This window comes from Flagellimonas oceani, from assembly GCF_011068285.1.
In the GTDB taxonomy this organism is placed as follows: domain Bacteria; phylum Bacteroidota; class Bacteroidia; order Flavobacteriales; family Flavobacteriaceae; genus Flagellimonas; species Flagellimonas oceani.
Genome location: NZ_CP049616.1, coordinates 633,486 through 657,500 on the forward strand (window position 1 = coordinate 633,486; position 24,015 = coordinate 657,500).

General features: G+C 42.0%; 23 protein-coding genes, 2 tRNA genes and 1 rRNA gene (1 of these 26 cut by a window edge). 13 read left to right on the forward strand and 13 right to left on the reverse strand.

Translation table 11 applies throughout. The features are described from left to right. The first annotated feature begins 156 nt into the window (after positions 1-156). Positions 157-999, forward strand: coding sequence for a hypothetical protein (locus GVT53_RS02960; RefSeq protein ID WP_166247349.1), 843 nt, complete (start codon positions 157-159; stop codon positions 997-999). A 380-nt stretch (positions 1,000-1,379) separates the two neighbouring features. Beyond that, positions 1,380-1,919 carry a DinB family protein gene (locus GVT53_RS02965; protein ID WP_166247350.1) on the forward strand — a complete coding sequence of 180 codons (540 nt, stop codon included), beginning with the start codon at positions 1,380-1,382 and terminating at the stop codon, positions 1,917-1,919. 173 nt (positions 1,920-2,092) lie between these two features. On the opposite strand, the gene GVT53_RS02970 is transcribed toward GVT53_RS02965, so the two are convergent. Both GVT53_RS02970 and GVT53_RS02975 read right to left on the reverse strand, forming a co-directional pair. Then, on the reverse strand, positions 2,093-3,310 hold the full coding sequence (locus GVT53_RS02970) for a site-specific integrase (RefSeq protein WP_166247351.1): 1,218 nt from the start codon (positions 3,308-3,310) through the stop codon (positions 2,093-2,095). A gap of 226 nt (positions 3,311-3,536) precedes the next feature. After that, positions 3,537-3,609 (reverse strand) — tRNA-Lys (locus GVT53_RS02975). Between the two features lie 118 nt (positions 3,610-3,727). Between GVT53_RS02975 and GVT53_RS02980 the strand changes: the two genes are divergently transcribed. Next, positions 3,728-4,240 carry a shikimate kinase gene (locus tag GVT53_RS02980; protein WP_166247352.1) on the forward strand — a complete coding sequence of 171 codons (513 nt, stop codon included), beginning with the start codon at positions 3,728-3,730 and terminating at the stop codon, positions 4,238-4,240. On the opposite strand, the gene GVT53_RS02985 is transcribed toward GVT53_RS02980, so the two are convergent. Next, complete coding sequence (locus GVT53_RS02985; RefSeq protein ID WP_166247353.1) at positions 4,232-4,729, reverse strand: phosphoribosyltransferase family protein; 498 nt, start codon at positions 4,727-4,729, stop codon at positions 4,232-4,234. The two genes, GVT53_RS02980 and GVT53_RS02985, sit on opposite strands and share 9 nt — an antisense overlap. 37 nt (positions 4,730-4,766) lie before the next feature. Beyond that, a complete protein-coding gene (locus tag GVT53_RS02990; protein ID WP_166247354.1) occupies positions 4,767-5,138 on the reverse strand; it encodes an RNA-binding S4 domain-containing protein in 372 nt (123 codons plus the stop codon). A 77-nt stretch (positions 5,139-5,215) separates the two neighbouring features. Here GVT53_RS02990 and GVT53_RS02995 point away from each other — a divergent pair, with 77 nt between their 5' ends. Next, entirely contained in the window at positions 5,216-6,166 is a 951-nt protein-coding gene (locus GVT53_RS02995; RefSeq protein WP_166247355.1) for an FKBP-type peptidyl-prolyl cis-trans isomerase, read from the forward strand. A gap of 72 nt (positions 6,167-6,238) precedes the next feature. Here GVT53_RS02995 and GVT53_RS03000 read toward each other — a convergent pair whose 3' ends face one another. From GVT53_RS03000 to GVT53_RS03010, 3 genes are read right to left on the reverse strand one after another with little or no spacing between them, the layout of a single operon-like run. Then, on the reverse strand, positions 6,239-6,838 hold the full coding sequence (locus tag GVT53_RS03000) for an outer membrane beta-barrel protein (protein ID WP_166247356.1): 600 nt from the start codon (positions 6,836-6,838) through the stop codon (positions 6,239-6,241). Positions 6,839-6,887: 49 nt separating this feature from the next. Continuing rightward, complete coding sequence (locus GVT53_RS03005; RefSeq protein WP_166247357.1) at positions 6,888-7,841, reverse strand: transketolase family protein; 954 nt, start codon at positions 7,839-7,841, stop codon at positions 6,888-6,890. Between the two features lie 17 nt (positions 7,842-7,858). Beyond that, on the reverse strand, positions 7,859-8,704 hold the full coding sequence (locus GVT53_RS03010; protein WP_166247358.1) for a transketolase: 846 nt from the start codon (positions 8,702-8,704) through the stop codon (positions 7,859-7,861). A 156-nt stretch (positions 8,705-8,860) separates the two neighbouring features. On the opposite strand from GVT53_RS03010, the gene tgt reads away from it, so the two are divergent. From tgt to GVT53_RS03040, 6 genes are all read left to right on the forward strand, one after another. Further along, the gene (gene tgt / locus GVT53_RS03015) at positions 8,861-9,991 is read left to right on the forward strand and encodes a tRNA guanosine(34) transglycosylase Tgt (RefSeq protein WP_166247359.1); all 1,131 of its coding nucleotides are present in this window, start codon (positions 8,861-8,863) and stop codon (positions 9,989-9,991) included. After that, positions 9,991-11,073 (forward strand): LptF/LptG family permease, encoded by a 1,083-nt coding sequence (locus GVT53_RS03020; RefSeq protein WP_166247360.1) that lies wholly within the window; start codon positions 9,991-9,993, stop codon positions 11,071-11,073. Before tgt ends, GVT53_RS03020 begins: the two co-directional genes overlap by 1 nt. Before the next feature lie 114 nt (positions 11,074-11,187). Beyond that, a complete protein-coding gene (locus GVT53_RS03025; protein WP_166247361.1) occupies positions 11,188-12,141 on the forward strand; it encodes an acetyl-CoA carboxylase carboxyltransferase subunit alpha in 954 nt (317 codons plus the stop codon). 167 nt (positions 12,142-12,308) lie between these two features. Continuing rightward, positions 12,309-13,856 (forward strand): replicative DNA helicase, encoded by a 1,548-nt coding sequence (dnaB, locus tag GVT53_RS03030; protein WP_166247362.1) that lies wholly within the window; start codon positions 12,309-12,311, stop codon positions 13,854-13,856. A 9-nt stretch (positions 13,857-13,865) separates the two neighbouring features. Continuing rightward, positions 13,866-14,717 (forward strand): leucine-rich repeat domain-containing protein, encoded by an 852-nt coding sequence (locus tag GVT53_RS03035; protein ID WP_166247363.1) that lies wholly within the window; start codon positions 13,866-13,868, stop codon positions 14,715-14,717. A 64-nt stretch (positions 14,718-14,781) separates the two neighbouring features. Then, a complete protein-coding gene (locus GVT53_RS03040; RefSeq protein WP_166247364.1) occupies positions 14,782-16,002 on the forward strand; it encodes an asparagine synthetase B in 1,221 nt (406 codons plus the stop codon). Here GVT53_RS03040 and GVT53_RS03045 read toward each other — a convergent pair. Together GVT53_RS03045 and GVT53_RS03050 are read right to left on the reverse strand one after the other, a co-directional pair. Beyond that, positions 15,999-16,886, reverse strand: a complete 888-nt coding sequence (locus GVT53_RS03045; protein ID WP_166247365.1) for a dienelactone hydrolase family protein — start codon at positions 16,884-16,886, stop codon at positions 15,999-16,001. The two genes, GVT53_RS03040 and GVT53_RS03045, sit on opposite strands and share 4 nt — an antisense overlap. Positions 16,887-16,973: 87 nt before the next feature. Then, positions 16,974-17,765 carry an HAD family hydrolase gene (locus tag GVT53_RS03050; protein WP_166247366.1) on the reverse strand — a complete coding sequence of 264 codons (792 nt, stop codon included), beginning with the start codon at positions 17,763-17,765 and terminating at the stop codon, positions 16,974-16,976. Positions 17,766-17,862: 97 nt separating this feature from the next. Here GVT53_RS03050 and GVT53_RS03055 point away from each other — a divergent pair, with 97 nt between their 5' ends. Continuing rightward, positions 17,863-18,285: a secondary thiamine-phosphate synthase enzyme YjbQ gene (locus GVT53_RS03055; RefSeq protein WP_166247367.1), complete on the forward strand. Its 423-nt coding sequence runs from the start codon at positions 17,863-17,865 to the stop codon at positions 18,283-18,285. Between the two features lie 132 nt (positions 18,286-18,417). Here the strand turns inward: GVT53_RS03055 and rplT are convergent, their stop codons facing one another. The 4 genes from rplT to thrS all read right to left on the reverse strand — a co-directional run bounded on the left by rplT (position 18,418) and on the right by thrS (position 21,624). After that, positions 18,418-18,762, reverse strand: a complete 345-nt coding sequence (rplT, locus tag GVT53_RS03060; RefSeq protein WP_014033571.1) for a 50S ribosomal protein L20 — start codon at positions 18,760-18,762, stop codon at positions 18,418-18,420. A gap of 88 nt (positions 18,763-18,850) precedes the next feature. Next, positions 18,851-19,048 carry a 50S ribosomal protein L35 gene (rpmI, locus tag GVT53_RS03065; protein WP_108245191.1) on the reverse strand — a complete coding sequence of 66 codons (198 nt, stop codon included), beginning with the start codon at positions 19,046-19,048 and terminating at the stop codon, positions 18,851-18,853. A 47-nt stretch (positions 19,049-19,095) separates the two neighbouring features. Continuing rightward, entirely contained in the window at positions 19,096-19,593 is a 498-nt protein-coding gene (infC, locus tag GVT53_RS03070; protein WP_220123560.1) for a translation initiation factor IF-3, read from the reverse strand. 90 nt (positions 19,594-19,683) lie between these two features. Continuing rightward, positions 19,684-21,624, reverse strand: a complete 1,941-nt coding sequence (gene thrS / locus GVT53_RS03075) for a threonine--tRNA ligase (protein ID WP_166247368.1) — start codon at positions 21,622-21,624, stop codon at positions 19,684-19,686. 720 nt (positions 21,625-22,344) lie between these two features. Here thrS and GVT53_RS03080 point away from each other — a divergent pair. Continuing rightward, positions 22,345-23,866, forward strand: a 16S ribosomal RNA gene (locus GVT53_RS03080). Between the two features lie 103 nt (positions 23,867-23,969). Beyond that, positions 23,970-24,015: transfer RNA gene (locus GVT53_RS03085), tRNA-Ile, on the forward strand (it continues 28 nt past the right edge of the window).

A 24,015-nucleotide genomic window follows, 5' to 3' on the forward strand; every position in this document is an offset into this window, starting at 1 on the left:
TCTTACCAGTTATACATATATATCTTACATTCATATAATTATTTCACCACTAGCTTTCCTTAACCTTTAACTTATTGAGTTATAAATCCGATTATCGGGCCTATAATATGTTATTCATTTAAAGAATATTTTAAAATTCTCTTAAAGATTACAACCATGAAACAGCGAATCCTAACAAGTGTATTGGTTTTGGTTATATCCACTGCTAGCGTTTATGCCCAAAAAGTGAAGAGAAAATGGTATATCATAAAGGATGCAACTGATCTGTACTACAGTAATGGTGAAAAAACCAAAAAGAAAATAGTCAAAAACATATACCTGGGTGAGAACAACGAGCTCTCATATGATACTGACGACCATTATGAAAAAAAGGAGATTGAATCATTATTGTTACCTAAATACAAGAAAGCCGACGTCTTTCAGAAGGAGAATGAGCTTAGAGTTTATTTTAGGCCAATTCCGGAGAACGGCAAATTAAAATTACTTGAAAAGTCCAAAATAGAAGAAAAAAACGCAGGAGGGTATTATTTTTACGAATTGAAAGAACGCACATCTAGAACCTTGGATTATCGAGGTTTTATCATGGGGGCGGTAACAATCCCCTTTAAATACTACTTGGGTAGCAAGGACAATGATAATGACGCTGGAAACCTTTCTGCAAATTTTAATATAGGTACGCACCTTGGATGGATATTCTGTGGTAAAGAGCACTTCTATTACTATGCCGGTCAAAAGAAAAGTGTTTTTAGTGAACAATCCATAAACATTCTTTTCAACACTACTCTAGTACCGCTCAATGCTGAAAACACAGAGCCAGATATCGATAACAACACCAATGTCATAATGCCATCTTTTGGGTTGGCTTATATCTATTCATTTAATGGTTTTGAGATCATAGGAAGTATTGGCTATGATATTCCCTTGGGTTCAAATGCAAATACATGGATACATAAAGGGTATCCGTGGTTAGGTATAGGCTTCGGTTTTGGTATTTTCTAGATTATTCATAGAAAACATCGAATTACAACGAAATCTATACGATTTAATTTGGATAAGGAACTTAAACATTCAAATCTTAAACTACTTGAGTTTTGAAAAGCATACATTTTCAAACGAATCTGAAATATCCTCAATCAGCGACATTTTCATTAAGTATCCCACTTAAGGACAGCCTTATTTCCATTTTGATTTTCTGATTATCCTTAGGATACTTTAATTTACCGAACGAGTATTATTAACAAGGACTTTTTCCCTAACTTGTGCAATACGGTCATCTACCAATGCGCTTTTCGGCTGCTGTTTTCTATTGCTCCAGACCTATTTATGCATACAAAATTGTGGTAGCTGCCTACCGTTTTAAGTAATTAAAAACAAGAATTATGAATCAAATAAAATGGTTTGAAAGAAAATTTGATTTCTCGTATGAACAGAATATTTTCCCTTCTATTGTGGAGCGACTTGAAGGAACATCAATCCGAATAAAATCAAAACTGGAGACCATTCCATTTGATTTACTAGAAACCAAAAATGGTGGTAAATGGTCCATTAAAGTGAATGTTGGACATTTGAGTGACTTGGAACCTTTATGGAAAATTCGACTGGGTGAGATATTGAATGATGAGGAATATCTAAGTTCTGCTGATCTAGAGAATCAGAAAACCGAAATTGCTCTACACAATAATAAGTCTATAGATGACTTAATTTTTGAATTCGAAGGATTAAGGAAAACAACTTTAGAGCAATTATCAAAGCTAACAGAAAAAGATGTTTACAGAACCGCCTTACACCCAAGATTATTGCAACCAATGCGAATAATGGATTTGTTTTTGTTTGTTGCCGAACACGATGACCATCATTTAGCAAGAATTACGGAAATAATAAGGGCACATGACAATGATATAAGCAGTGCAAGCTTATAATTATTGGAAATAAGACATTTATAAAGACCTATTATAGGCTTTTTGTCTTCTGGTGATTTTAGTTTTAATAATGTATGAAATATCAGTCATAGAATAGTAAAAAACATCAATATGAATGAAAAATCATTCAATACTTTTTGATGCTCTACCATACTAGATAAAATCTTTTTACCTCACAACTCATATTTTCCCTCAAGTAAACTCATATCATCATGTAATTTCTTGTCGATTACCTTGGCATATATTTGAGTTGTCTTTAAGGATTGGTGCCCAAGCATCTTGCTGACCGATTCAATTGAAATCCCATTGGACAGTGTTACAGTTGTCGCAAATGTGTGACGAGCCAAATGAAAGGTTAGCTTCTTTTTAATCCCGCAACAAGAAGCAATTTCCTTTAGGTAGGCGTTGGTCTTTTGGTTGCTGACAACTGGTAGTATTGTTTCTGTACCCATGATTTGCGAATGGTCTTTATACTTGAGCAATATTTTTTCCGCAATGGGGAGTAAGGGCACTGTGCTCAAAGAGTCTGTTTTCGCCCTTTTGATTTTGATCCATCGTTTGCCACCAATACCATCTACTATGTGGTTATTTGAAAGTTTTTTGACATCTACGTAGGCCAACCCAGTAAAACAACAAAAAACAAAAACGTCCCGTACCTGCTCTAAACTTTTTGACTCGGGTTCCGTTTCCATTATAGCCCTTAGTTCTGCTTCGGTCAGAACATCTCTTTCCACTTTTTTCCATTCGGCCTTCCAATAATAGAAAGGGTCTTTTTTCACCCAATTATTGGCAAAGGCCATCCTCATGATTTTTTTGAAGTTGACAACATATTTGGTAACTGTATTTTGGTTACCAACTTTTTGGGTCTTTAAATAATGATGAAATCCATTGACGAAGTTTAAATCCACCTCCATAACATATAGGTCGGACACTTTATATTCCTTTTGGATAAAGCCGGCAAGATGGTTCATTGTGCGTACGTGCCTGCGGTAAGCTCCATAGGAATAGTCAGATCCGATCAACTCTTTGATCTGGGCATTGTGTTCTTCATAAATGGCAAGGAGTGTTTTATGGGCAGTTCCTTTGCCCAGAAGTTTGTTTTTGATGGTCTCGGCATTGAAAGGTTTCTTTTTGACGACCAGCTTTGAATGGATTTCATAAGCTTTGGATTCTAGCTGGTCCATGTAGTGGTTCAGCTCTTTGGCCTCCTTGCTCGAGCCTTTTAACCTTCCTTTGTTGGAACACCATTTTTCGGGACTTGTTTTTCGTTTGATACTGAGCTCTGCCCGATGACCGTTTACGGTAATCCTGAGATAGATACCAGCTTTTCCGGTTTTGTCCAATTGGGCCTTTCTGAGATAGTGGATTAAAGAGAATGTTTTTGTTTCCATTTGTCATCGATTTGCTGATTCAATTTTGTTCCGGAACATTTGAAAAAAAATGTTCGCAGCGTTTTTAACATTGATCAGGTGCCATTTTTGCGGATTCTAAAACCGTTCACCGAATCGTTCACCGCGATATATGGTACTATTTGATATCAAATGAAATCAATAAAAACAAAAAAGTCTGTAAATCAACGATTTACAGACTTTTTGAATTTCCTTAAAACGGAAAAAGTGACCTGACTGGGGCTCGAACCCAGGACCCTCTCCTTAAAAGGGAGATGCTCTACCAACTGAGCTATCAGGTCTTCAAGTTGTGCCCAGCTGTTTGGCTAAGCGGGTGCAAATATAACATCAATAATCTATTTTCCAAGGTGAATTATGGATAAATTTGTGTTTTTTTGAAATCGGATAAAATTCTTCATTATGAAAATTGTTTTAGTAGGATATATGGCAAGTGGGAAGTCGACCGTTGGACGATTGTTGGCCAGTCATTTACAGATGCAATTCATCGATCTGGACGACTATATTGAAGCCAATCAAAAAAAATCCATAAAAAATATATTTTCTGAAAAAGGAGAGATTTTTTTCAGGAAGTTGGAGCATGAAATGTTGAAAGAGGTTTTGGAAAAGGAGGAATCCATTATAATTTCGACGGGGGGCGGTACACCATGCTATGGAAACAATATGACCACAATTTTGGAACAGGCAGACACATCTATTTACCTTGACCTAAGCATTCCCAATCTGGTGAACAGGATTTCAAAGGAAAAAGAGAGCCGTCCGTTGGTAAAAAATATTCCCGATGCGGAACTTCCGGTGTTTATCGGTAAGCACCTTTTTGAGCGTAGACCGTATTACATGCAAGCTAAAAATGTGGTGGATTGCAACGGGGCAGATGTAGAAACCGTAGTGCAACGAATACGGGACCTACTCTAAATAGACCGCATTGTTCTTCGGTTCAAAATCCACTTTAATGTGTTCGTTCAGCGATGTGGATAGCGATATGCCCTTAAAATCGGCCTTAATGGGGTATTTTTTATGGTTCCTGTTGACCAATACAGCAGTTTTAAGCTGTTTTATCGGTGTTTTAAGAAAATGATGCGTTCCATAGATTAAAGTGGTGCCCGAGTTCAATACATCGTCCACTAACACTATCGACTTATTTTTATAGCCTTCTTCAGGGAGCGAGGTGCTCACCCCACTTTCCAACGGATTTTTTTTATCCATATCCATTTTGCACAAAATAATATCGGCATCGGTAATTTTTTTTAATACCGCGATTATTTTTTTGGCAAAGCTCTCACCGCCACCCGTAATCCCGGCAACCACAATTTCGGACTCATCGACATTGGTCTCATAAATTTGATAGGCGATGCGCTTTGTGATATGCTGAATTTGATCGTGGCTAAGTATATGGTTGCTCATAGTAACGCTATAGTTGATTCAAAGATATGAAAACGGTTTATTCCGATTCGTCCAAAAAATCGTCCAGATCCCGGCGGTCTTTTTTGGTAGGTCGCCCCAATCCTTTTTTTCTGTAATGTTTTTTGGCGTGCGAAAGCAGTTCGCTGTGTTCAAAAGCATCTTTTGGCGTGGTGTCCTTTCGGTAGATGTCCACCAATTTGGCACCAACGCGGCTTTCGGGAACATCCAAAACGGTAAGTTGGTAATCGATTTGGTTTTTACGTACCACGATTTTATCCATGGGGTAAACTTCACGGGAGGGCTTTACGGCGTCCCCATTTACCTTAACGTGGCCCTTTTTTACCACATTGGAGGCAATGCTTCTTGTTTTAAAGTATCTGGTGCACCAAAGGTACTTGTCTATTCGCATGGTCTCGCAAATCTTTGTTAATGGACAGAACAAAAATAATGGAAAATTGTATCTTGCGCGCCTAAATAACAGACTTGATGAAGTACGGAATTTTAGTATTTATTTGTTTTGCGGTCACGCTACTATCCTGTAAAAATGATGATAATGGAGGCCCCGATGCCATACCACCAAGCCTATTGAGCGATGTGGCACCGGAGGATGACGAAACCATAAGGGAGTTTTTGAACACTCACTTTTACAACTACGAAGAATTTGAAACTCCACCAGAGGGATTTGATTATAGGATAGTTATTGATACCATAGCCGGGGAGAATGCGGACAAAAGACCTTTAATGGAAGATGCCGAATCGGTTACCGTAAATGTTTCATCAAGTTTTTTAGGGTTGAATGCCGGGGAAGAGGATATAGCCCATAAACTCTATTATATAGAAGTTCGGGAAGGTGAAGGCGGAAGTCCGACCTATGCTGATTCAACTTTTGTAAAATATGAAGGCTCTTTGTTAAATGGAACTACTTTTGATCAAAACCCTGATTTTTTATGGCAAGTACTTCCCTTTTCTGTGAGGGGGTATGCCAATGGTATTGCACAAATGAAAGCAGGAACTCCCGACCAAATTATTGATAATCCCGATGGTACCTACAATATTACCAATAGTGGAATAGGGCTGATTATTATGCCTTCCGGTCTTGGGTATTTTAATTCCCCTACCACCTCCGTAATACCTAGATATGCACCTCTTGTTTTTAGAGTTGAGCTAGGCCTTTTTGTAGAGGATACAGATAGTGATAACGATGGTATTCCTTCCATTGAAGAGGATCTGAACGGTAATGGGTATTTATTTGATGATAACACCGACTTTGATTTGGAACCGTTTAATAGCCGTTTGACGAATTTTCGTGATGCTGATGACGACGGTGATGGTATACCCACACGGGACGAGATTTCTGATGACGATGGCAACATTATTACTCCATACCCTGATGCCGATGGAGATGGGACTCCAGATTATTTAGATCCGGATAACTAGGAAAGAAAAAAATTTAGATAAAAAAAGCCCCGCTGAAACTCAGCGGGGCTTTTTTATGCGTTCAGTAGCAATCTACAATTTCAGTGATGCTGCAAAAATAACTTGCGAAGGCCTTGAATCTATTCTTCCTTCCACATTGGCAACATTGGCGTCGATAAATTCGGCCTCGTTTTTAGAGAAGCCCCTTTCATACCGTACATCCAGTCCCAATCTTCCAAGATTGACACCGATACCGGCATTTAGACCAACTGTAAAATCGTTTTCTACATCTTCGACCGTCAAACCTTCCAAATCATTTTTAAGGGTGTATTGGAAAGCGGGACCTGCAAAAATATGCAGGGGTCCAATCAGTTTATACCCCAAAAGCACGGGCATGTCCAATTTGGACACATCGTAGTCCTGTGAGTTTCCATTAATATCATAGGAACTCTTTGTCTTGGAATATACCAATTCGGGCCTTAGATAAATTTTAGGGAAATCCAATTTGCCCCAAAAGCCAAAATGATATCCAGCCTTACCTTCAGGATCATCAACGGCATCCGTTACGGTGTTGACCAAATCTCCGTTCTTGTTGTACGAAAGACCGGCCTTAATACCGAATCCTGAGCCGCTCTGGGCCATGGCAGCAGAGCCGATTAGGGCAAATGCTACTACTAAAAAAGTTTTTTTCATAAGTGTTGTTTTAAAAGATTGAAATATTTCCACAGGGAAATAGTTGAAACTATTTACGTTTCAACACCTTTAAAACGGCAGCTTCGATAGCTTTATTGTTCAAGCCGTACTTCTCCATCAACTGTTCTGGCGTACCACTTTCCCCAAAAGTATCCTGTGTTGCCACAAACTCCTGAGGCGCAGGATGGTTGCTGGCCAAAACTCTTGCCACACTTTCTCCAAGTCCACCTAAATAATTGTGTTCCTCAGCGGTTACCACACATCCCGTTTTTTTCACAGAATCCAAAATGGCCTTGTCATCCAAAGGTTTAATGGTGTGAATGTTGATCACTTCCGCGGATATTCCTTGGTTTTCCAAGCTTTCTGCGGCAAGTAACGCTTGCCATACCAAATGTCCTGTCGCAATAATGGTCACATCGCTTCCTTCGTTGAGCATAAGCGCCTTGCCGATTTCGAATTTTTGGTCAACAGGGGTGAAATTCGCAACCTTAGGACGTCCAAAACGAAGATAGACCGGTCCATGATGCTCCGCAATGGCAATGGTGGCCGCTTTGGTCTGGTTAAAATCACATGGGTTGATCACCGTCATCCCGGGCAACATTTTCATCAAACCGATATCTTCCAAAATCTGGTGGGTTGCACCATCTTCGCCCAAGGTCAAACCTGAGTGGGAAGCGCATATTTTTACGTTTTTGTCAGAATACGCTATGGACTGGCGGATTTGATCGTACACGCGGCCAGTGGCAAAGTTGGCAAATGTGGAAGCAAAAGGGATTTTACCACCGATGGTCAAACCTGCTGCCATGCCCATCATATTGGCCTCCGCGATTCCCACTTGAAAGAAACGCTCTGGATTTTCCTCGATAAAGGTTTCAATCTTAAGGGAACCTACCAAATCGGCACAAAGTGCCACTACATTGGGATTGGTCCTTCCCAGTTCCGTCATTCCCGCGCCATATCCGCTTCGGGTGTCCTGTTTTCCTTGATCTGTATATTTAGTCATTGTATCTTTTTCTATGATTAGTAATCGCCTAAAGTCTCAGGGTTCTGTTCCAATGCGTTTGCCAATTGCTCATCGCTAGGGGCTTTGCCGTGCCATGCATGGGTGTGCATCATAAAATCGACACCATTGCCCATTTCAGTGGTCATCACAATGCAAACAGGTTTTCCTTTTCCAGTTCTGCTCTTGGCTTCTTTGAGTCCGGCAACCACCTGTTCAAGATCATTTCCATTTTCTATTTCCAATACATCCCATCCAAAAACCCTGAATTTTTCTGCAACATCGCCCAGTGGCAGTACATCTTCTGTGGCACCGTCGATTTGTTGTCCGTTTCTATCAACGGTTGAAATCAAGTTGTCCACTTTGTTCCCAGCGGCGTACATGATGGCCTCCCAGTTTTGACCTTCTTGCAACTCGCCGTCTCCATGAAGGCTGAATACCAAATGATCGTCACCGTTCAATTTTTTGGCCAATGCGGCACCAATGGCAACGGACATTCCCTGTCCCAAGGAACCTGATGCTACGCGAACCCCTGGCAAACCTTCGTGGGTAGTGGGGTGCCCCTGTAATCTGGAATCGATTAGCCTAAAGGTGTTGAGTTCCTCGATGGGAAAATAACCTCTTCGAGCTAGTACACTGTAAAATACGGGCGAAATATGGCCATTGGAGAGGAAAAATACGTCTTCCCCGATTCCATCCATATCAAAACCTTCTTTTAATTCCATTACCTCATTGTAGAGTGCTACAAAAAACTCGGTACAGCCCAAAGAACCTCCTGGGTGACCCGAATTTACCTTATGGACCATGCGTAAAATGTCCCTTCTAACCTGTACTACCAGGTCCTGTAATTCTTGCGTGTTCGGCATCGTGTTTCTAATTTAGATATCAAATGTAATCGCATTATTCGTAGAAAACAAGTGTTGAATATACATTTATTAAACGGCTTATGCTCAGAAACTTTATTTTTTTGTTAAGGATGAACGAAATAGAGTTAGTTATATTTGCGGTTCTAAAACGAACAATTGGATTTTACCTTACTACAAAAGGATAGCAAAACTAAGGCTAGGGCAGGGGAGTTGAAGACCGACAACGGCAACATTCAGACCCCGATATTTATGCCGGTGGGCACCGTTGCATCGGTAAAGGGCGTGCACCAGCGGGAGTTAAAGGATGAAATTAATCCTGATATTATTTTGGGAAATACCTATCATCTTTTTTTGAGACCGGGTACCGGAATACTGGAAGAGGCTGGCGGCCTGCATAAATTTATGAACTGGGACCGGCCCATTTTGACGGATAGTGGCGGCTATCAAGTCTATTCCTTATCTGATAACAGAAAGATAAAAGAGGAGGGTGTCAAGTTTAAATCCCATATCGATGGGTCGCGCCATGTTTTTACCCCGGAAAATGTAATGGAGATACAGCGTACCATTGGTGCGGACATCATCATGGCTTTTGATGAGTGTACGCCATACCCATGTGATTACCAGTACGCGAAACGGTCCATGCACATGACGCATAGGTGGCTGGACAGATGTATCAACCATTTGGAAAAGCTACCGTTCAAATATGGGTATTCACAAAGTTTTTTTCCAATTGTACAGGGGTCTACCTATAAAGATTTAAGAAAACAATCCGCAGAATACATTGCATCCGTAGGGGCGGAAGGAAATGCCATTGGCGGGCTCTCGGTTGGTGAGCCTGCCGAGGAAATGTACGAAATGGCGGAAATCGTATGCGATATTCTGCCAGAGGACAAGCCAAGATATTTAATGGGGGTAGGCACGCCCATCAATATTTTGGAAAATATAGCATTGGGCGTGGATATGTTCGATTGTGTGATGCCCACCCGAAATGCTAGAAATGGTATGCTGTTCACGGCCCATGGCACCATCAACATCAAAAACAAGAAATGGGAAAACGATTTTTCTGCGATTGATGAAATGGGCATCACATTTGTGGATACCGAGTATTCCAAGGCCTATCTGCGACACTTGTTCGCGGCCAATGAATATTTGGGCAAGCAAATTGCCACCATTCACAACCTTGGTTTTTATTTATGGTTGGTGCGTACCGCAAGAGAACGTATTTTAGCCGGAGACTTTTTGGAGTGGAAGAACCAAATGGTCAATCAAATGGATAAAAGATTGTAATGCTTACCATATTAGATAGATACATTTTAAAACGCTACCTGATCACCTTTATGGGTATGCTTTTGCTGTTCGTGCCCATTGGGATTATGGCGAACTTGGCGGAAAAAATTGGTAAGATCATAGACAATGAAGCCCCATTGGCCGAAGTGATCGTTTTTTATGGAAACTTTACCTTGGTCATCGGAAACTTGTTGTTGCCCATTTTCCTTTTTCTATCTATCATCTTTTTTACCTCAAAACTGGCCAGTAATACCGAAATCGTAGCGATTTTGAGTTCGGGTGTGTCATTTGGACGGTTTTTGCGACCCTATTTTGTCGGGGCAACATTGGTGGCCATACTCATCTTTATGATGGGGATGTTCATTGTACCGCATGCCAGTATCGGTTTTAACGAATTTGAGTACAAATATTTTAAGAAGGGCAAACAGACCCGGGTAACGGAGAATATCTTCAACCAATTGAACGAGCGTGACTATTTATATGTAAGCAGCTTTGACCCCAATCGTCAAATCGGTTATAATTTCACCTACGAGCACTTCGACTCCATCGGAAAGCTGGACTATAAAATTTCTGCCAGCAATATTCGTTGGATCGCGGATGATAGTATTTACCGTTTAACGAATTATGAGAAACGCGAGGTGAGAAATGAAACGGAATACATCAATGCCAAGCGTAGGCTGGATACCGTTTTCTCCTTTAAAATAGATGACCTTACCCCGGTGTCCTATGTAGCGGAGACCAAAAACCTTTTTGAGCTCAACGACTTTATCGAAGATCAGCGTAGAAAGGGCGCATCCAACATCAATGCATACGTACTTGTTAAATACAAACGATGGGCACTGCCCATAGCGGCATTCATCCTAACCGTGATAGCGGTGGCGGTATCTTCCGTAAAACGTAGGGGAGGTATGGGCCTTAATTTGGCATTTGGCATAGGGGTGGCCTTCGTATATATCTTTTTTGACAAAGTTTTTGGAACATTGGCAGAGCAATCTGGTTTTTCACCACTTTTGGCGGTGGTGATTCCGAACCTTCTTTTTGGTGTTTTTGCCATTTATATGTTGATGAAAGCCAAACGATAATTCAGTCATTACAGCGTATATTGTTGAAGTTAAAAGACTTGTATATTTCATGTGAGTAAGCCATAATGTTATATATTTGTCCCCATTGTTTTTCGTGAAAATAAAAGACTTCCCATGGAATATCTAGAATTTGAACTCCCGATCAAGGAACTTGAAGACCAACTTCAAAAATGTATGGTGATCGGGGAAGAAAGTGATGTAGACGTTACCGAGACCTGTTCTCAAATCGAGAAAAAACTGGCTCAGACCCGAAAAGATATCTATCAAAACCTTACAGCTTGGCAACGGGTGCAATTATCCAGGCATCCCAGCAGACCCTACACTATGGATTACATCAATGCCATTTGTGGAGATACTTTTTTGGAGCTTCACGGTGACAGAAATGTAAAGGACGATAAGGCCATGGTGGGCGGTTTGGGAAAAATTGGTGACCAAAGCTATATGTTCATCGGTCAACAGAAAGGATATAATACCAAGACCCGTCAATACCGAAATTTCGGTATGGCCAATCCCGAAGGATACCGTAAGGCACTTCGTTTGATGAAGTCTGCCGAAAAATTCAACATACCCGTGGTGTGCTTTGTGGATACCCCCGGTGCCTATCCTGGCATCGAGGCAGAAGAGCGCGGCCAAGGTGAGGCCATTGCCCGAAATATATTGGAGATGACCCGTTTAAAAGTACCGATAATTGTAATCATCATTGGTGAGGGAGCCTCCGGTGGCGCATTGGGCATTGGTGTTGGCGATAAAGTATTGATGTTGGAAAACACATGGTACTCCGTAATCTCCCCAGAATCGTGTTCATCCATACTTTGGAGAAGTTGGGAATACAAGGAACAAGCCGCAGAAGCATTGAAACTGACCGCTACCGATATGAAAAAGCAAGGTCTGGTCGATGAAATTGTTAAGGAACCCTTGGGAGGGGCACATACCAATAGACAGAAAACATTCGAAACCGTCGCAAATAAAATTTCTTCCCATTTTGAAGAACTCAATAAGTTATCACCAAAGGAATTGGTGAAATCCCGGATGGAAAAATATTCCAACATGGGGGTTTTCAGTGAATAATCCTTGTTTTTTGGGGGTTGACCTTTTTAGTTAGGTTATATCCCCGATTTTTTTTATGTTATTAACAGGTATTTTAAGTTATCAACATTTAAATTGTTGAGTACCTGTGGAAATCGTTACTGTCAAAATTAAAGTTAACTTAAGGTTAATTAGCTACTTTCGCATTCATGGAAAAACCCACCCCAATAGTAGGACACCGTGTGGATAAATCTGCGCTCATCAATCTTGAAAGAGGTAAAATACCTCCTCAAGCTGTTGATTTAGAGGAGGTTGTGTTGGGTGCCATGATGATTGATAAGAAAGGGGTCGATGAGGTAATCGATATTCTTCATCCAGACGTTTTCTACAAAGATTCCCATAAATATATTTACGAGGCCATCTTTAAATTGTTCGAATCTTCGGAACCAGTGGATTTATTAACTGTTTCCTCGCAATTAAAGAAAGATGGGAAGCTAGAAGCCTGTGGAGGTGATTTTTACTTGATAAAACTCACCCAAAAAGTGGCCTCTTCGGCACATATCGAGTTTCACGCCAGGATCATTCTTCAAAAATATATTCAACGTAGCCTGATTAAAATATCCAACGATATTATCGAGGAAGCGTACAGTGATGCCACCGATGTTTTTGACCTTCTGGACAATGCGGAAGCAAAATTGTACGAGGTAACCCAAGGTAATTTAAAGCGTTCCGCGGAGACTGCCCAAAACTTGGTGATTCAGGCCAAAAAACGAATAGAGGAGATTTCCAACAAAGAAGGTCTTAGTGGAATTCCTTCCGGTTTTGATAAGTTGGACAAGTTGACTTCTGGATGGCAGCCCAGTGATTTGATCATTGTGGCAGCACGTCCGGGTATGGGTAAAACAGCTTTGACGTTATCCATGGCAAGAAATATTGCGGTCAATTCCGAAATCCCGGTAGCATTTTTCTCTTTGGAGATGTCATCCGTACAGTTGATCACCCGTTTGATTTCTTCGGAAACAGGTTTGTCATCAGAAAAATTGCGGACTGGTAAATTGGAAAAGCACGAGTGGGAACAATTAAATGTGAAGGTGAAAACCTTGGAAAAGGCACCATTGTTCATTGACGATACCCCGTCGCTTTCCATTTTCGACCTTCGTGCCAAGGCCAGACGTTTGGCCTCACAGCATAATATACGCCTCATCATTATTGATTATTTGCAGTTGATGACGGCTGGAGGCAGCCAAAAGGGAGGTAACCGTGAACAGGAAATTTCTACTATCTCACGTAACCTAAAGGCATTGGCCAAGGAACTCGATGTTCCTGTGATTGCCCTATCGCAGTTGTCAAGGGCCGTGGAGACCCGTGGAGGTAGCAAACGACCCATTCTTTCGGATTTGAGGGAATCAGGGGCCATTGAGCAGGATGCGGATATTGTATCGTTCATCTACCGTCCGGAATACTATAAAATTGACGAGTGGGACGATGAGGAACGCACCCCTACCCAAGGTCAAGCTGAGTTTATTGTGGCCAAGCACCGTAACGGTGGTTTAGAAAATATTAGGTTAAAATTTGTGGGTGCTCTGGGTAAATTTGATAACTTGGATGACTTTGATTCCCCATTCGAATTCCAATCGAAGATGAATGCGGACGAAGATAATCCCTTTGCGACACCAAATCTTCCCAGTGTGGACGATGCTTTTGGTAGCGCAATGAACAGTGATGATGACCCAGATGATAATGACGTACCTTTCTAAAAAAGTCGTATGGGTAGAGTTGAAGAATTAATTAGAGAGAACTATTTAAGGAAAACATCAACCTTGGATTTGTCTAATTTGGCTTTGACCGAAATACCTCGTTCTGTTTTTGATTTAACTCATTTACAGGAGCTAAAGTTAATGAACAATAGGATAACAAACATTCCAGAGGAAATTGGAAAATTAAAAAGGTTAACACATTTATATCTTTACAACAATAAAATAAAAGCAATCCCCTCGGATGTTTTACGCCAAATGTATTTTCTAAGATGTTTGGACTTGGCAGAGAATAGTGTCGATTATAAAGAAGTTAGCTTGATATATGAGGAGCTTGATCAAAACGTTCATTATCACAAATTTGTTGAAACCATAGAGAGACAGGATATTGATGATGATTATTTTTGGTTTCATGGTGGAACAGTAAACAAGGTGCCTCCAGAATTGTTTGAACTGGTTAATTTAAAACATTTACGTATTTACAGTACAAATATTGAATGTATTCCAAAAGAGATAAAATATCTAAAAAACCTTGAGACATTAAGTTTTCATAGTGCCAATATTAGTGACATTCCTGATGAAATTTTTCAATTGAACAATTTGAAAGAAGTTATTTTTGATAATAACGATTTCACAGAATTTCCTTTAGGTCTTTTGGAGTTGCCCTATCTGAAATCAATATCTTTCAACAATAACAATATTTCATTTGTTAAGAAAATTATGGATAAGGTCGTCATAGACAATGAATTTAAGTATATGTCTTTTGGTGGTAATCCATTAAAGGATTTTAATGCTAACGTCTTTAATGTTGGTTTTGACTATATTAAAGAATCTGTTTATGGAATTACACCTACAAAAGCTTAGAAATTGGAAATTCTTTAGGGTATCAAAAAAAGCATTTTTTTGTTTTCTTATATTTTGTTTTCCAATGATAATTAATGCCTCTGTAATCCTGATACCGATGGATGCCGAGGGGCAAAAAAATCACTTAAAGGCATACGGAATTACGTATTGGGTACTTGCCAAACAGCAAAAGGTTCAATGGTTGCTCAATTATAGGGGTGGCTCTTTTATGTTGCCCGATGGTGACGCCATTCGCAAAGAATGTCAGATTAGGGGCGTTTCTTTCGAAGTGCTTTCCGATGGTCAGGCCGCACAGATTTTGGACGATATCAGCAGTCCTTCCCAAAACCAAGACGCCGTTATTTTGGAAAAGGCACCCAAGATTGCCGTGTATTCCCCAAAGGGGAACCAACCTTGGGACGATGCCGTGACCATGGTGCTGACCTATGCAGAGATTCCTTATACTACGATTTACGATACGGAAGTTTTGGGCGATAAGTTGGCACTGTATGATTGGTTGCATCTGCACCACGAGGATTTCACGGGCCAGTATGGTCGGTTTTATGGACATTACAGGGCCGCTCCCTGGTACATACAGGACAAGGCCAATGCTGAAGCGTTGGCGCAAAGCCTGGGATATGACAAAGTATCCGACGAAAAGTTGGCCGTTGCCCTTAAAATTAGAAATTACGTAATCGGTGGCGGGTTTATGTTCGCTATGTGCTCCGCTACCGATAGTTTTGATATTGCCCTTGCTGCTGAAGGGGTGGATATCTGCGAGCCTATGTTCGATGGAGATCCTTCGGATGCCAATTATCAGGCCAAATTGGATTTTAGCAATACGTTTGCCTTTACCAATTTTACCTTGGAGCGAAACCCCATCCGATATGAATTCTCATCCATCGATATGACGAACAAAAGAGCGAATGTGCCCAAGGAGTCGGATTATTTCTCTTTGATGGAATTCTCGGCGAAATGGGACCCTGTTCCAACCATGTTGACCCAGAACCATACCAGCTTGGTAAAAGGTTTTATGGGGCAGACTACGGCCTATACCCGTAAAGAGGTTAAACCCACGGTAATGGTCTTGGGTGAGAATAAAATCAATGGGGAAGCCAGATATATCCATGGCATTAAAGGGAAAGGATTTTTTACTTTTTATGGCGGTCACGACCCCGAGGATTACCAGCACAGGGTAGGGGACCCGAAAACGGAGTTGGAGCTGCATCCCACCTCGCCAGGGTACCGATTGATCTTGAACAATGTTTTGTTTCCTGCTGCCCGCAAAAAGAAGCAGAAGACCTAAGTCAAGTGTTCTTTAAAGAAATCCACCGTCCTTTTCCATGCCAAATCTGCAGAAGCTTCATCAAAACGAGGCGTGGTATTGTTATGGAAACCATGATTGACATCAGGATAAAAATGAACCTCGTAATCTTTATCAAGTTCTTTCAATTTCGCTTCATAATCTTCCCATCCGGCATTTACCCGTTCATCCAATCCAGCATAATGAATCAATAGAGGGGCATTGATCTGCGCAACTTCATCATCTGCGGGTTGACTGCCATAAAACGGAACCGCTGCAGCCAAATCGGGCACTTTTACGGCCATCATATTGGAAATCCATCCGCCGAAACAAAATCCGACCACACCCACCTTGCCATTGCAATCTTCATGATTTTTTAGATACTCGTAGGCGGCGATGAAATCTTGCAACATTTCATCACGGTCCCGTTGCCGTTGTAATGTTCTTCCTTCATCATCATTGCCGGGATAACCTCCAAGGGGTGTCAAAGCATCGGGCGCCAAGGAAATGAAACCTGCTTTGGCAGCTCGTCTTCCCACATCTTCGATATAGGGGTTGAGGCCACGATTTTCGTGCACGACCACGACTCCGCCCATTTTACCGTTACCGTCCTTGGGTTTGGACAACAATCCTTTGATTTCACCACCGCCTTTTGGAGAATTGTAGGTGATAAACTTAGCGTCCAATTCGGGATCATTTGGGGATACAGTAAGTGTGTCTTGGTAATTGGGCATCATAAAGCTCATCAACGAAGCCATGGTGATACCGCCAACGGCATACACGGAAAGCTTTTCCATAAACTCCCTGCGGTCTAACTGGTTGTGTGCGTATTTATCGTAGAGATCAAAGACTTCTTGTTTGATCTGTTCTTTCTTAAGAGGTGCCATAGTGTTGCTTTTGTGTTTTGCCTTTTAAGGTACAAATTTTACAAAAGCAAATTACCCAGGATAAGTCTATTGGATTTTATCTTGTGGCTAGATCAATTTCTCCAAAATGCGCTCCACTCCGAAGTCATCGTTGCTGTGGGTGCTGTATTTGGCTGTTTTTAAAACATTGGGGTGGGCGTTGGCCATGGCGAAGCTATAATCGGATAGCTCCAACATTTCCAGATCGTTGTTGTAATCCCCGAAGACCATAATCTCGTTGGCCATGATTTGATAATCATCCATCACTTTTTTAAGCGCGTACCCTTTGTGGGCGTTCAAATCGGAAATGTCCACCCAATTGTTGCCGGAAACCTTCACTTTTAAGTCGCCTTCCAAATGTTTTACGTGGGGATAAATGTGCTTTTCGGAGTTTTCGAAATGGTAAATGGCTATTTTGAGCACTTGGTCATTAACCTGCTTTTGGTCCTCAACAATCTCAAACTCGGAATAGTATTCACGGAGCATTTGCAAGAATTCGTTGGAATCACCGCCAACATAGGCATTGTTTTGACAGCAGAGTACGGGGTGTACATTTTCCAATGGACGCACGGTGTCAAGAATACGAAGCACTTGCGATTTATCGATGGGCGTGGTGAGCAATGTTTTCTCCTGCTTTCTGATGAGCGCACCATTTTCCGCAATGACCAAAATCTCATTCTTTATGGACTCCAATTTATCCACCATGCTATGGTATTGTCTTCCACTGGCAGCAACAAAGGCGATGTTTTTCTTTTTGAGTTCTTCGTAGATTTCAAAAAATCGGGGGCTTACTTCATGTTTGGAATTCAATAAGGTTCCGTCCATATCGGTAACCACCATTTTTATCTGTGATAGGTCCATTGTAATCAATTAAGCTGCAAAGTTATTTGTTATTGACCGAACTGAACCCTTGTTTTGGTAAACTTTATATTAATTTGGGGACAAATAGTTTTTGTGCATGAATTTTTATCAGACAGAAATACAATTAAGGTCATATTCCAGAGGGTTTCATTTGATTACCGATACAATTATTGATGCCCTGCCAGAGATCCAAAAGATAAACACTGGGTTTTTACAAGTTTTCATCAAGCATACTTCGGCCAGTTTGACCATTAACGAAAATGCAGATCCAACGGTACGAACCGATTTTGAGAGCCACATCAACAAAATGGTTCCTGAAAACGCACCGTATTACGTCCATAATTATGAAGGTCCAGATGATATGCCGGCACACATCAAGGCTTCGTTGATGGGAGCTTCGGTTCAGATACCGATTACCCAGGGCAGATTGAACATGGGAATTTGGCAGGGAATTTATCTTTGTGAGCACAGGAACCGCGCATCGGGCAGAAAGCTGGTCATTACTGCATTTGGGCAATGATCATTCGAGACAATTTGAGTAATTCCCGCCTGCGGCAGGCAGGCGTGTCAACCTGTTTTAGACCTTTTATAAAATAAAAGATCCCGCACAAGGCGGGATCTAAATAAGCGGGGTAAGTTTATATTGACTTTTTTACTTTACTTTCTCAACGATGGCTTTAAACGCATCCGGGTGGTTCATGGCCAAATCGGCAAGAACTTTTCTGTTCAATTCGATTCCATTGGCTTTCACCTTGCCCATAAATTGAGAGTAAGACATTCCGTGCATCCTGGCCCCGGCATTAATACGGGTAATCCAAAGTGAACGGAAAGTACGCTTTTTGTTTCTTCTATCGCGGTAAGCATAAAGCATTGCTTTTTCTACCGCATTTTTGGCTACTGTCCAAACGTTTTTACGTCTTCCAAAGTAACCTTTGGCCTGCTTCATCACTTTTTTTCTTCTAGCTCTTGAAGCAACTGAATTTACTGATCTTGGCATAATGTCATTTTTTTGTAGCAGGCGTCCCTAAATTGGGTACTTTTTTGGCCTGGCTCCATGGTTAATAAATAATGTACCGGTGGAACAATTATTTTAAACGTAATTGTTCTTTGATGTTGTCCTCGTCTGCTTGGTGAACCAAGGTAGAGTGGGTCAACTTCAGCTTGCGCTTTTTGGATTTTTTAGTCAAAATGTGACTTTTAAAAGCGTGCTTTCTTTTGATTTTACCAGTTCCTGTAAGCTTAAACCGCTTTTTGGCACTGGATTTTGTTTTCATCTTAGGCATTTTCCTAGTATTTAACTCCGCTTATTATACCGAACTAAGTCCGATTTTTATTTTTTGTTTGTCTTTGGCGCAATGAACATGGTCATTCGCTTTCCTTCCAATTTTGGCATTTGTTCAACCTTACCAAGGTCTTCCAGCTCCTGGGCCAATCTTAAAAGTAATATTTCACCTTGGTCTTTATAAACGATGGAACGTCCTTTAAAGAATACATAGGCTTTTAGTTTGGCACCATCCTTCAGGAATTTTTCCGCATGTCGCTTCTTAAATTCATAATCATGGTCATCCGTTTGTGGCCCAAACCTGATTTCCTTTACTACCACTTTGCTCGCTTTGGCCTTCATGGCCTTATCGCGTTTCTTTTGTTCGTAAAGGAATTTTTTATAATCCATTACCTTACAAACGGGCGGTTCGGCGTTTGGTGAAATCTCTACCAAATCCAATTCCTGTTCGTTGGCTATTTCCCTTGCTTTGGAAATGGGGTAAACACCCATCTCAACATTGTCCCCGACAAGACGTACTTCTCGGGCCTTTATTTTTTCATTGATGTTGTGAGGGTTTTTGTTTTCCCTCCTAGGTTGGGGTCTAAATCTTCTTCTAATTGCTATGACGTAAACTTTTTAATTAAACTTAATTTTTTAGAACGACTTTAAGGTACTATTTATTTCAGTAGTTACCAAGTCTGAAAAAGCATCTACGCTTAAACCTCCTAAATCTTCACCGCCATGACGCCTTACAGATATGGTTGCAGAATCTTCTTCCTGCTCCCCGACAATGATCATAAAGGGGATTTTTTTAAGTTCTGCCTCCCGGATTTTCTTCCCTACCGTCTCGTTCCTGTTATCAATGAGCGCGCGAATTTCGTGATTTTCCAGCGAATTCAAAACTTTTTCAGCATATTTTTCATGTTTCTCACTGACGGGCAGTACAATAGCCTGTGTCGGAATCAACCACAATGGGAAGTTTCCGCCTGTATGCTCCAGCAACAAAGCCACAAATCGTTCCATGCTGCCAAAAGGCGCACGGTGGATCATTACGGGTCTGTGCAATTCGTTATCGCTGCCTTTATAAGTAAGGTCAAAACGTTTTGGCAAGTTATAGTCTACTTGAATGGTGCCCAATTGCCAACTTCTACCAAGGGCATCCTTGATCATAAAGTCCAGTTTTGGACCGTAAAAGGCAGCTTCGCCACTTTCCACAACATAGTTCAGCCCCTTTTCCTCGGCAGCATCGATAATGGCTTGTTCGGCCTTTTCCCAATCATCGATATTGCCAATATATTTGTCGGGGTTTTCAAGATCCCTTACGGATACTTGCGCCGTAAAATTGTCGAAACCTAACGAATTCAATACATATAAGGTAAGGTCTATCACATTTTTGAACTCGTCGTTCAACTGTTCCGTGGTGCAGAAAATGTGTGCGTCATCTTGGGTGAACCCTCTTACCCTTGTGAGTCCATGCAACTCTCCACTTTGTTCATATCGATATACCGTGCCGAATTCGGCATAGCGTTTCGGTAAATCTTTGTAGCTAAAAGGTTGACTGTTGTAAATTTCACAGTGATGTGGACAGTTCATAGGTTTCAACAGAAACTCTTCATCCTCTTTTGGTGTGTGAATCGGTTGAAAGCTGTCCTCTCCATATTTGGCGTAGTGGCCAGAGGTAACGTAAAGCTCCTTTTGGCCAATATGAGGGGTAACTACCATCTCGTACCCTGCTTTTTTCTGCGCCTTCTTTAAAAATTGTTCCAGGCGTTCGCGTAGAGCGGCACCATTGGGCAGCCACAAAGGAAGGCCTTGACCTACTTTTTGAGAGAACGTAAAAAGCTCGAGCTCCTTGCCCAGTTTTCTGTGGTCCCTCTTTTTGGCTTCTTCCAAAAGATGGAGGTACTCGGTAAGTTCCTTCTGTTTTGGGAAAGAGATTCCATACACACGTGTTAGCTGTGTGTTTTTTTCGTCACCTCTCCAATATGCACCGGCAACGCTTAGTATTTTAATCGCCTTTATGATTCCTGTATTGGGAATGTGACCGCCACGGCACAAATCGGTAAATGTGCTGTGGTCGCAGAATGTGATGGTGCCGTCATCAAGATTTTCGATGAGTTCGACCTTGTATTCATTGCCTTGTTCTTTATAATAGGCAAGGGCATCTGCTTTGGAAACACTTCTCATGTTATAGTCGTGCTTTCCGCGGGCAATTTCCAATGCCTTCTTCTCTATTGTAGGGAAATCTTTATCAGAGATGGTCTTGTCGCCAAAATCAACATCGTAATAGAATCCGTTCTCAATGGCCGGTCCAATGGTCAACTTTATGCCGGGATAAAGTTCTTCCAAGGCTTGGGCCACTACGTGCGAGGTGGAGTGCCAAAACGCTTTTTTTCCCTCATCATCGTTCCATGTATAAAGCGTTAGAGTGCCATCTGTGGTCAATGGTGTTGTGGTTTCAACCGTTGTGTCGTTGAACTTTGCGGAAATAACGTTTCTTGCAAACCCTTCACTAATACTTTGGGCAACGGAAAAAGGAGTAGTTCCCTTTTCAACTTCTTTTACAGCACCATCGGGCAGTGTGATCTTTATCATGTTCGAACTTCTATTTTTTATAATCGAAAGGCACAAAGATAATACCTTGTATAGATGCTACAATACTTACTTTATATATAAGCACCAATTTTCTGCCAATGGTAAGGTGGATATAAGCCTTTTCTTGGGGTGTGGGAAGATTAAACGAAGGGTGGTTTTGTGTTTTTGATTTTTTTTGTATTTTTATCTGCTTTGCTTTCAATTAGTTGGAATGAATTCCGCCGAGAATAGAAAAAAACATCTTGGTTATTGATCAAATGGTGTTACATTTGCAGCCCGAAAACAACAAACAGGTTTGCTTTTCGGTAAGTTCAGAAGCATATTGAAGCAATAGTTTTGACAGGTCGGTACGACTTGAAAAAAAACATAAAGAAGCATTGTGTAATCAAAAAAAGCGTTTTACATTTGCAGCCCGAAAAACAGTAAGCTGTTTTAGGATTTAGTTCATGTAAAAAGATTGTTTTTTTGAGGTTAAAAAAATGTTTTGATTTTTTTCAAAAAAAGCTTGCCGATTAAAAAAACAGTTGTAAATTTGCACCCGCTTTACCAAACAGGTGAAGGGGTGAAAGCCGAAGGAAGTTTGATTGTAGAAATGTTGATTCGGTTTTTTTGAAATAAGAAGTTCATATACATATTGTAACGACAGCGTAGAATTAAGAAAAGAACCATTTTGATGCAGGGACTCGGTATTCCGGGTGTCGGACAGACATTCAAGGAAATACAATGAAGAGTTTGATCCTGGCTCAGGATGAACGCTAGCGGCAGGCCTAACACATGCAAGTCGAGGGGCAGCGGGAAAAAGCTTGCTTTTTCGCCGGCGACCGGCGCACGGGTGCGGAACGCGTATGGAACCTGCCCCTGTCAGGGGAATAGCCCAGGGAAACTTGGATTAATGCCCCATGGTATCGTTATATCGCATGATATTACGATTAAAGATTTATCGGACAGGGATGGCCATGCGTACCATTAGTTAGTTGGTGAGGTAACGGCTTACCAAGGCAGCGATGGTTAGGGGCCCTGAGAGGGGGATCCCCCACACTGGTACTGAGACACGGACCAGACTCCTACGGGAGGCAGCAGTGAGGAATATTGGACAATGGGCGGGAGCCTGATCCAGCCATGCCGCGTGCAGGATGACGGCCCTATGGGTTGTAAACTGCTTTTATACGGGAAGAAATGCGCCCACGTGTGGGCGTCTGACGGTACCGTAAGAATAAGGACCGGCTAACTCCGTGCCAGCAGCCGCGGTAATACGGAGGGTCCGAGCGTTATCCGGAATCATTGGGTTTAAAGTGTAGGCGGGCCTGTAAGTCAGGGGTGAAAGTTTGTGGCTCAACCATAAAATTGCCTTTGATACTGCAGGTCTTGAGTCATGGTGGGGTCGCCGGAACATGTGGTGTAGCGGTGAAATGCATAGATATCACATAGAACACCGATCGCGAAGGCAGGTGGCCAACCATGTACTGACGCTGATGGACGAAAGCGTGGGTAGCGAACGGGATTAGATACCCCGGTAGTCCACGCCGTAAACGATGGATACTAGCTGTGGGGACTTCGGTCTCCGTGGCCAAGCGAAAGTGATAAGTATCCCACCTGGGGAGTACGTTCGCAAGAATGAAACTCAAAGGAATTGACGGGGGCCCGCACAAGCGGTGGAGCATGTGGTTTAATTCGATGATACGCGAGGAACCTTACCAGGGCTTAAATGCAGGCTGCATGGGGTGGAGACACCCCTTTCTTCGGACCGCCTGCAAGGTGCTGCATGGTTGTCGTCAGCTCGTGCCGTGAGGTGTCAGGTTAAGTCCTATAACGAGCGCAACCCCTACCGTTAGTTGCCAGCATGTCAAGATGGGGACTCTAACGGGACTGCCGGTGCAAACCGTGAGGAAGGTGGGGACGACGTCAAATCATCACGGCCCTTACGTCCTGGGCTACACACGTGCTACAATGGCCGGTACAGAGGGAAGCCACCCCGCAAGGGGGCGCGGATCTACAAAACCGGTCACAGTTCGGATCGGGGTCTGCAACTCGACCCCGTGAAGCTGGAATCGCTAGTAATCGGATATCAGCCATGATCCGGTGAATACGTTCCCGGGCCTTGTACACACCGCCCGTCAAGCCATGGAAGCCGGGAGTGCCTGAAGTCCGTCACCGCAAGGAGCGGCCTAGGGCAAAATCGGTAACTAGGGCTAAGTCGTAACAAGGTAGCCGTACCGGAAGGTGCGGCTGGAACACCTCCTTTCTAGAGAAAGAGATGTCCGGAAGGCCTTGTCCCGCACGAGGTGGTCCTATCCTCTGCGCTGTCGTTTATGATATGTTACAAATACTGGCAATAAGGCCAAGACAGTCTCATAGCTCAGCTGGTTAGAGCGCTACACTGATAATGTAGAG

Bases quoted from the DNA above. Each gene is read 5' to 3' on its own strand.
- rpmI (WP_108245191.1), bottom strand. From the start codon at position 19,048: ATGCCTAAGATGAAAACAAAATCCAGTGCCAAAAAGCGGTTTAAGCTT.
- GVT53_RS03045 (WP_166247365.1), bottom strand. From the start codon at position 16,886: ATGGCACCTCTTAAGAAAGAACAGATCAAACAAGAAGTCTTTGATCTC.
- GVT53_RS03055 (WP_166247367.1), top strand. From the start codon at position 17,863: ATGAATTTTTATCAGACAGAAATACAATTAAGGTCATATTCCAGAGGG.
- GVT53_RS03000 (WP_166247356.1), bottom strand. From the start codon at position 6,838: ATGAAAAAAACTTTTTTAGTAGTAGCATTTGCCCTAATCGGCTCTGCT.
- GVT53_RS03010 (WP_166247358.1), bottom strand. From the start codon at position 8,704: ATGCCGAACACGCAAGAATTACAGGACCTGGTAGTACAGGTTAGAAGG.
- GVT53_RS02965 (WP_166247350.1), top strand. From the start codon at position 1,380: ATGAATCAAATAAAATGGTTTGAAAGAAAATTTGATTTCTCGTATGAA.
- GVT53_RS03005 (WP_166247357.1), bottom strand. From the start codon at position 7,841: ATGACTAAATATACAGATCAAGGAAAACAGGACACCCGAAGCGGATAT.
- GVT53_RS02990 (WP_166247354.1), bottom strand. From the start codon at position 5,138: ATGCGAATAGACAAGTACCTTTGGTGCACCAGATACTTTAAAACAAGA.
- GVT53_RS02970 (WP_166247351.1), bottom strand. From the start codon at position 3,310: ATGGAAACAAAAACATTCTCTTTAATCCACTATCTCAGAAAGGCCCAA.
- GVT53_RS02960 (WP_166247349.1), top strand. From the start codon at position 157: ATGAAACAGCGAATCCTAACAAGTGTATTGGTTTTGGTTATATCCACT.
- dnaB (WP_166247362.1), top strand. From the start codon at position 12,309: ATGGAAAAACCCACCCCAATAGTAGGACACCGTGTGGATAAATCTGCG.
- GVT53_RS02980 (WP_166247352.1), top strand. From the start codon at position 3,728: ATGAAAATTGTTTTAGTAGGATATATGGCAAGTGGGAAGTCGACCGTT.
- GVT53_RS03020 (WP_166247360.1), top strand. From the start codon at position 9,991: ATGCTTACCATATTAGATAGATACATTTTAAAACGCTACCTGATCACC.
- GVT53_RS03035 (WP_166247363.1), top strand. From the start codon at position 13,866: ATGGGTAGAGTTGAAGAATTAATTAGAGAGAACTATTTAAGGAAAACA.
- thrS (WP_166247368.1), bottom strand. From the start codon at position 21,624: ATGATAAAGATCACACTGCCCGATGGTGCTGTAAAAGAAGTTGAAAAG.
- GVT53_RS03040 (WP_166247364.1), top strand. From the start codon at position 14,782: ATGATAATTAATGCCTCTGTAATCCTGATACCGATGGATGCCGAGGGG.
- rplT (WP_014033571.1), bottom strand. From the start codon at position 18,762: ATGCCAAGATCAGTAAATTCAGTTGCTTCAAGAGCTAGAAGAAAAAAA.
- GVT53_RS02985 (WP_166247353.1), bottom strand. From the start codon at position 4,729: ATGAGCAACCATATACTTAGCCACGATCAAATTCAGCATATCACAAAG.
- GVT53_RS02995 (WP_166247355.1), top strand. From the start codon at position 5,216: ATGAAGTACGGAATTTTAGTATTTATTTGTTTTGCGGTCACGCTACTA.
- GVT53_RS03025 (WP_166247361.1), top strand. From the start codon at position 11,188: ATGGAATATCTAGAATTTGAACTCCCGATCAAGGAACTTGAAGACCAA.
- GVT53_RS03050 (WP_166247366.1), bottom strand. From the start codon at position 17,765: ATGGACCTATCACAGATAAAAATGGTGGTTACCGATATGGACGGAACC.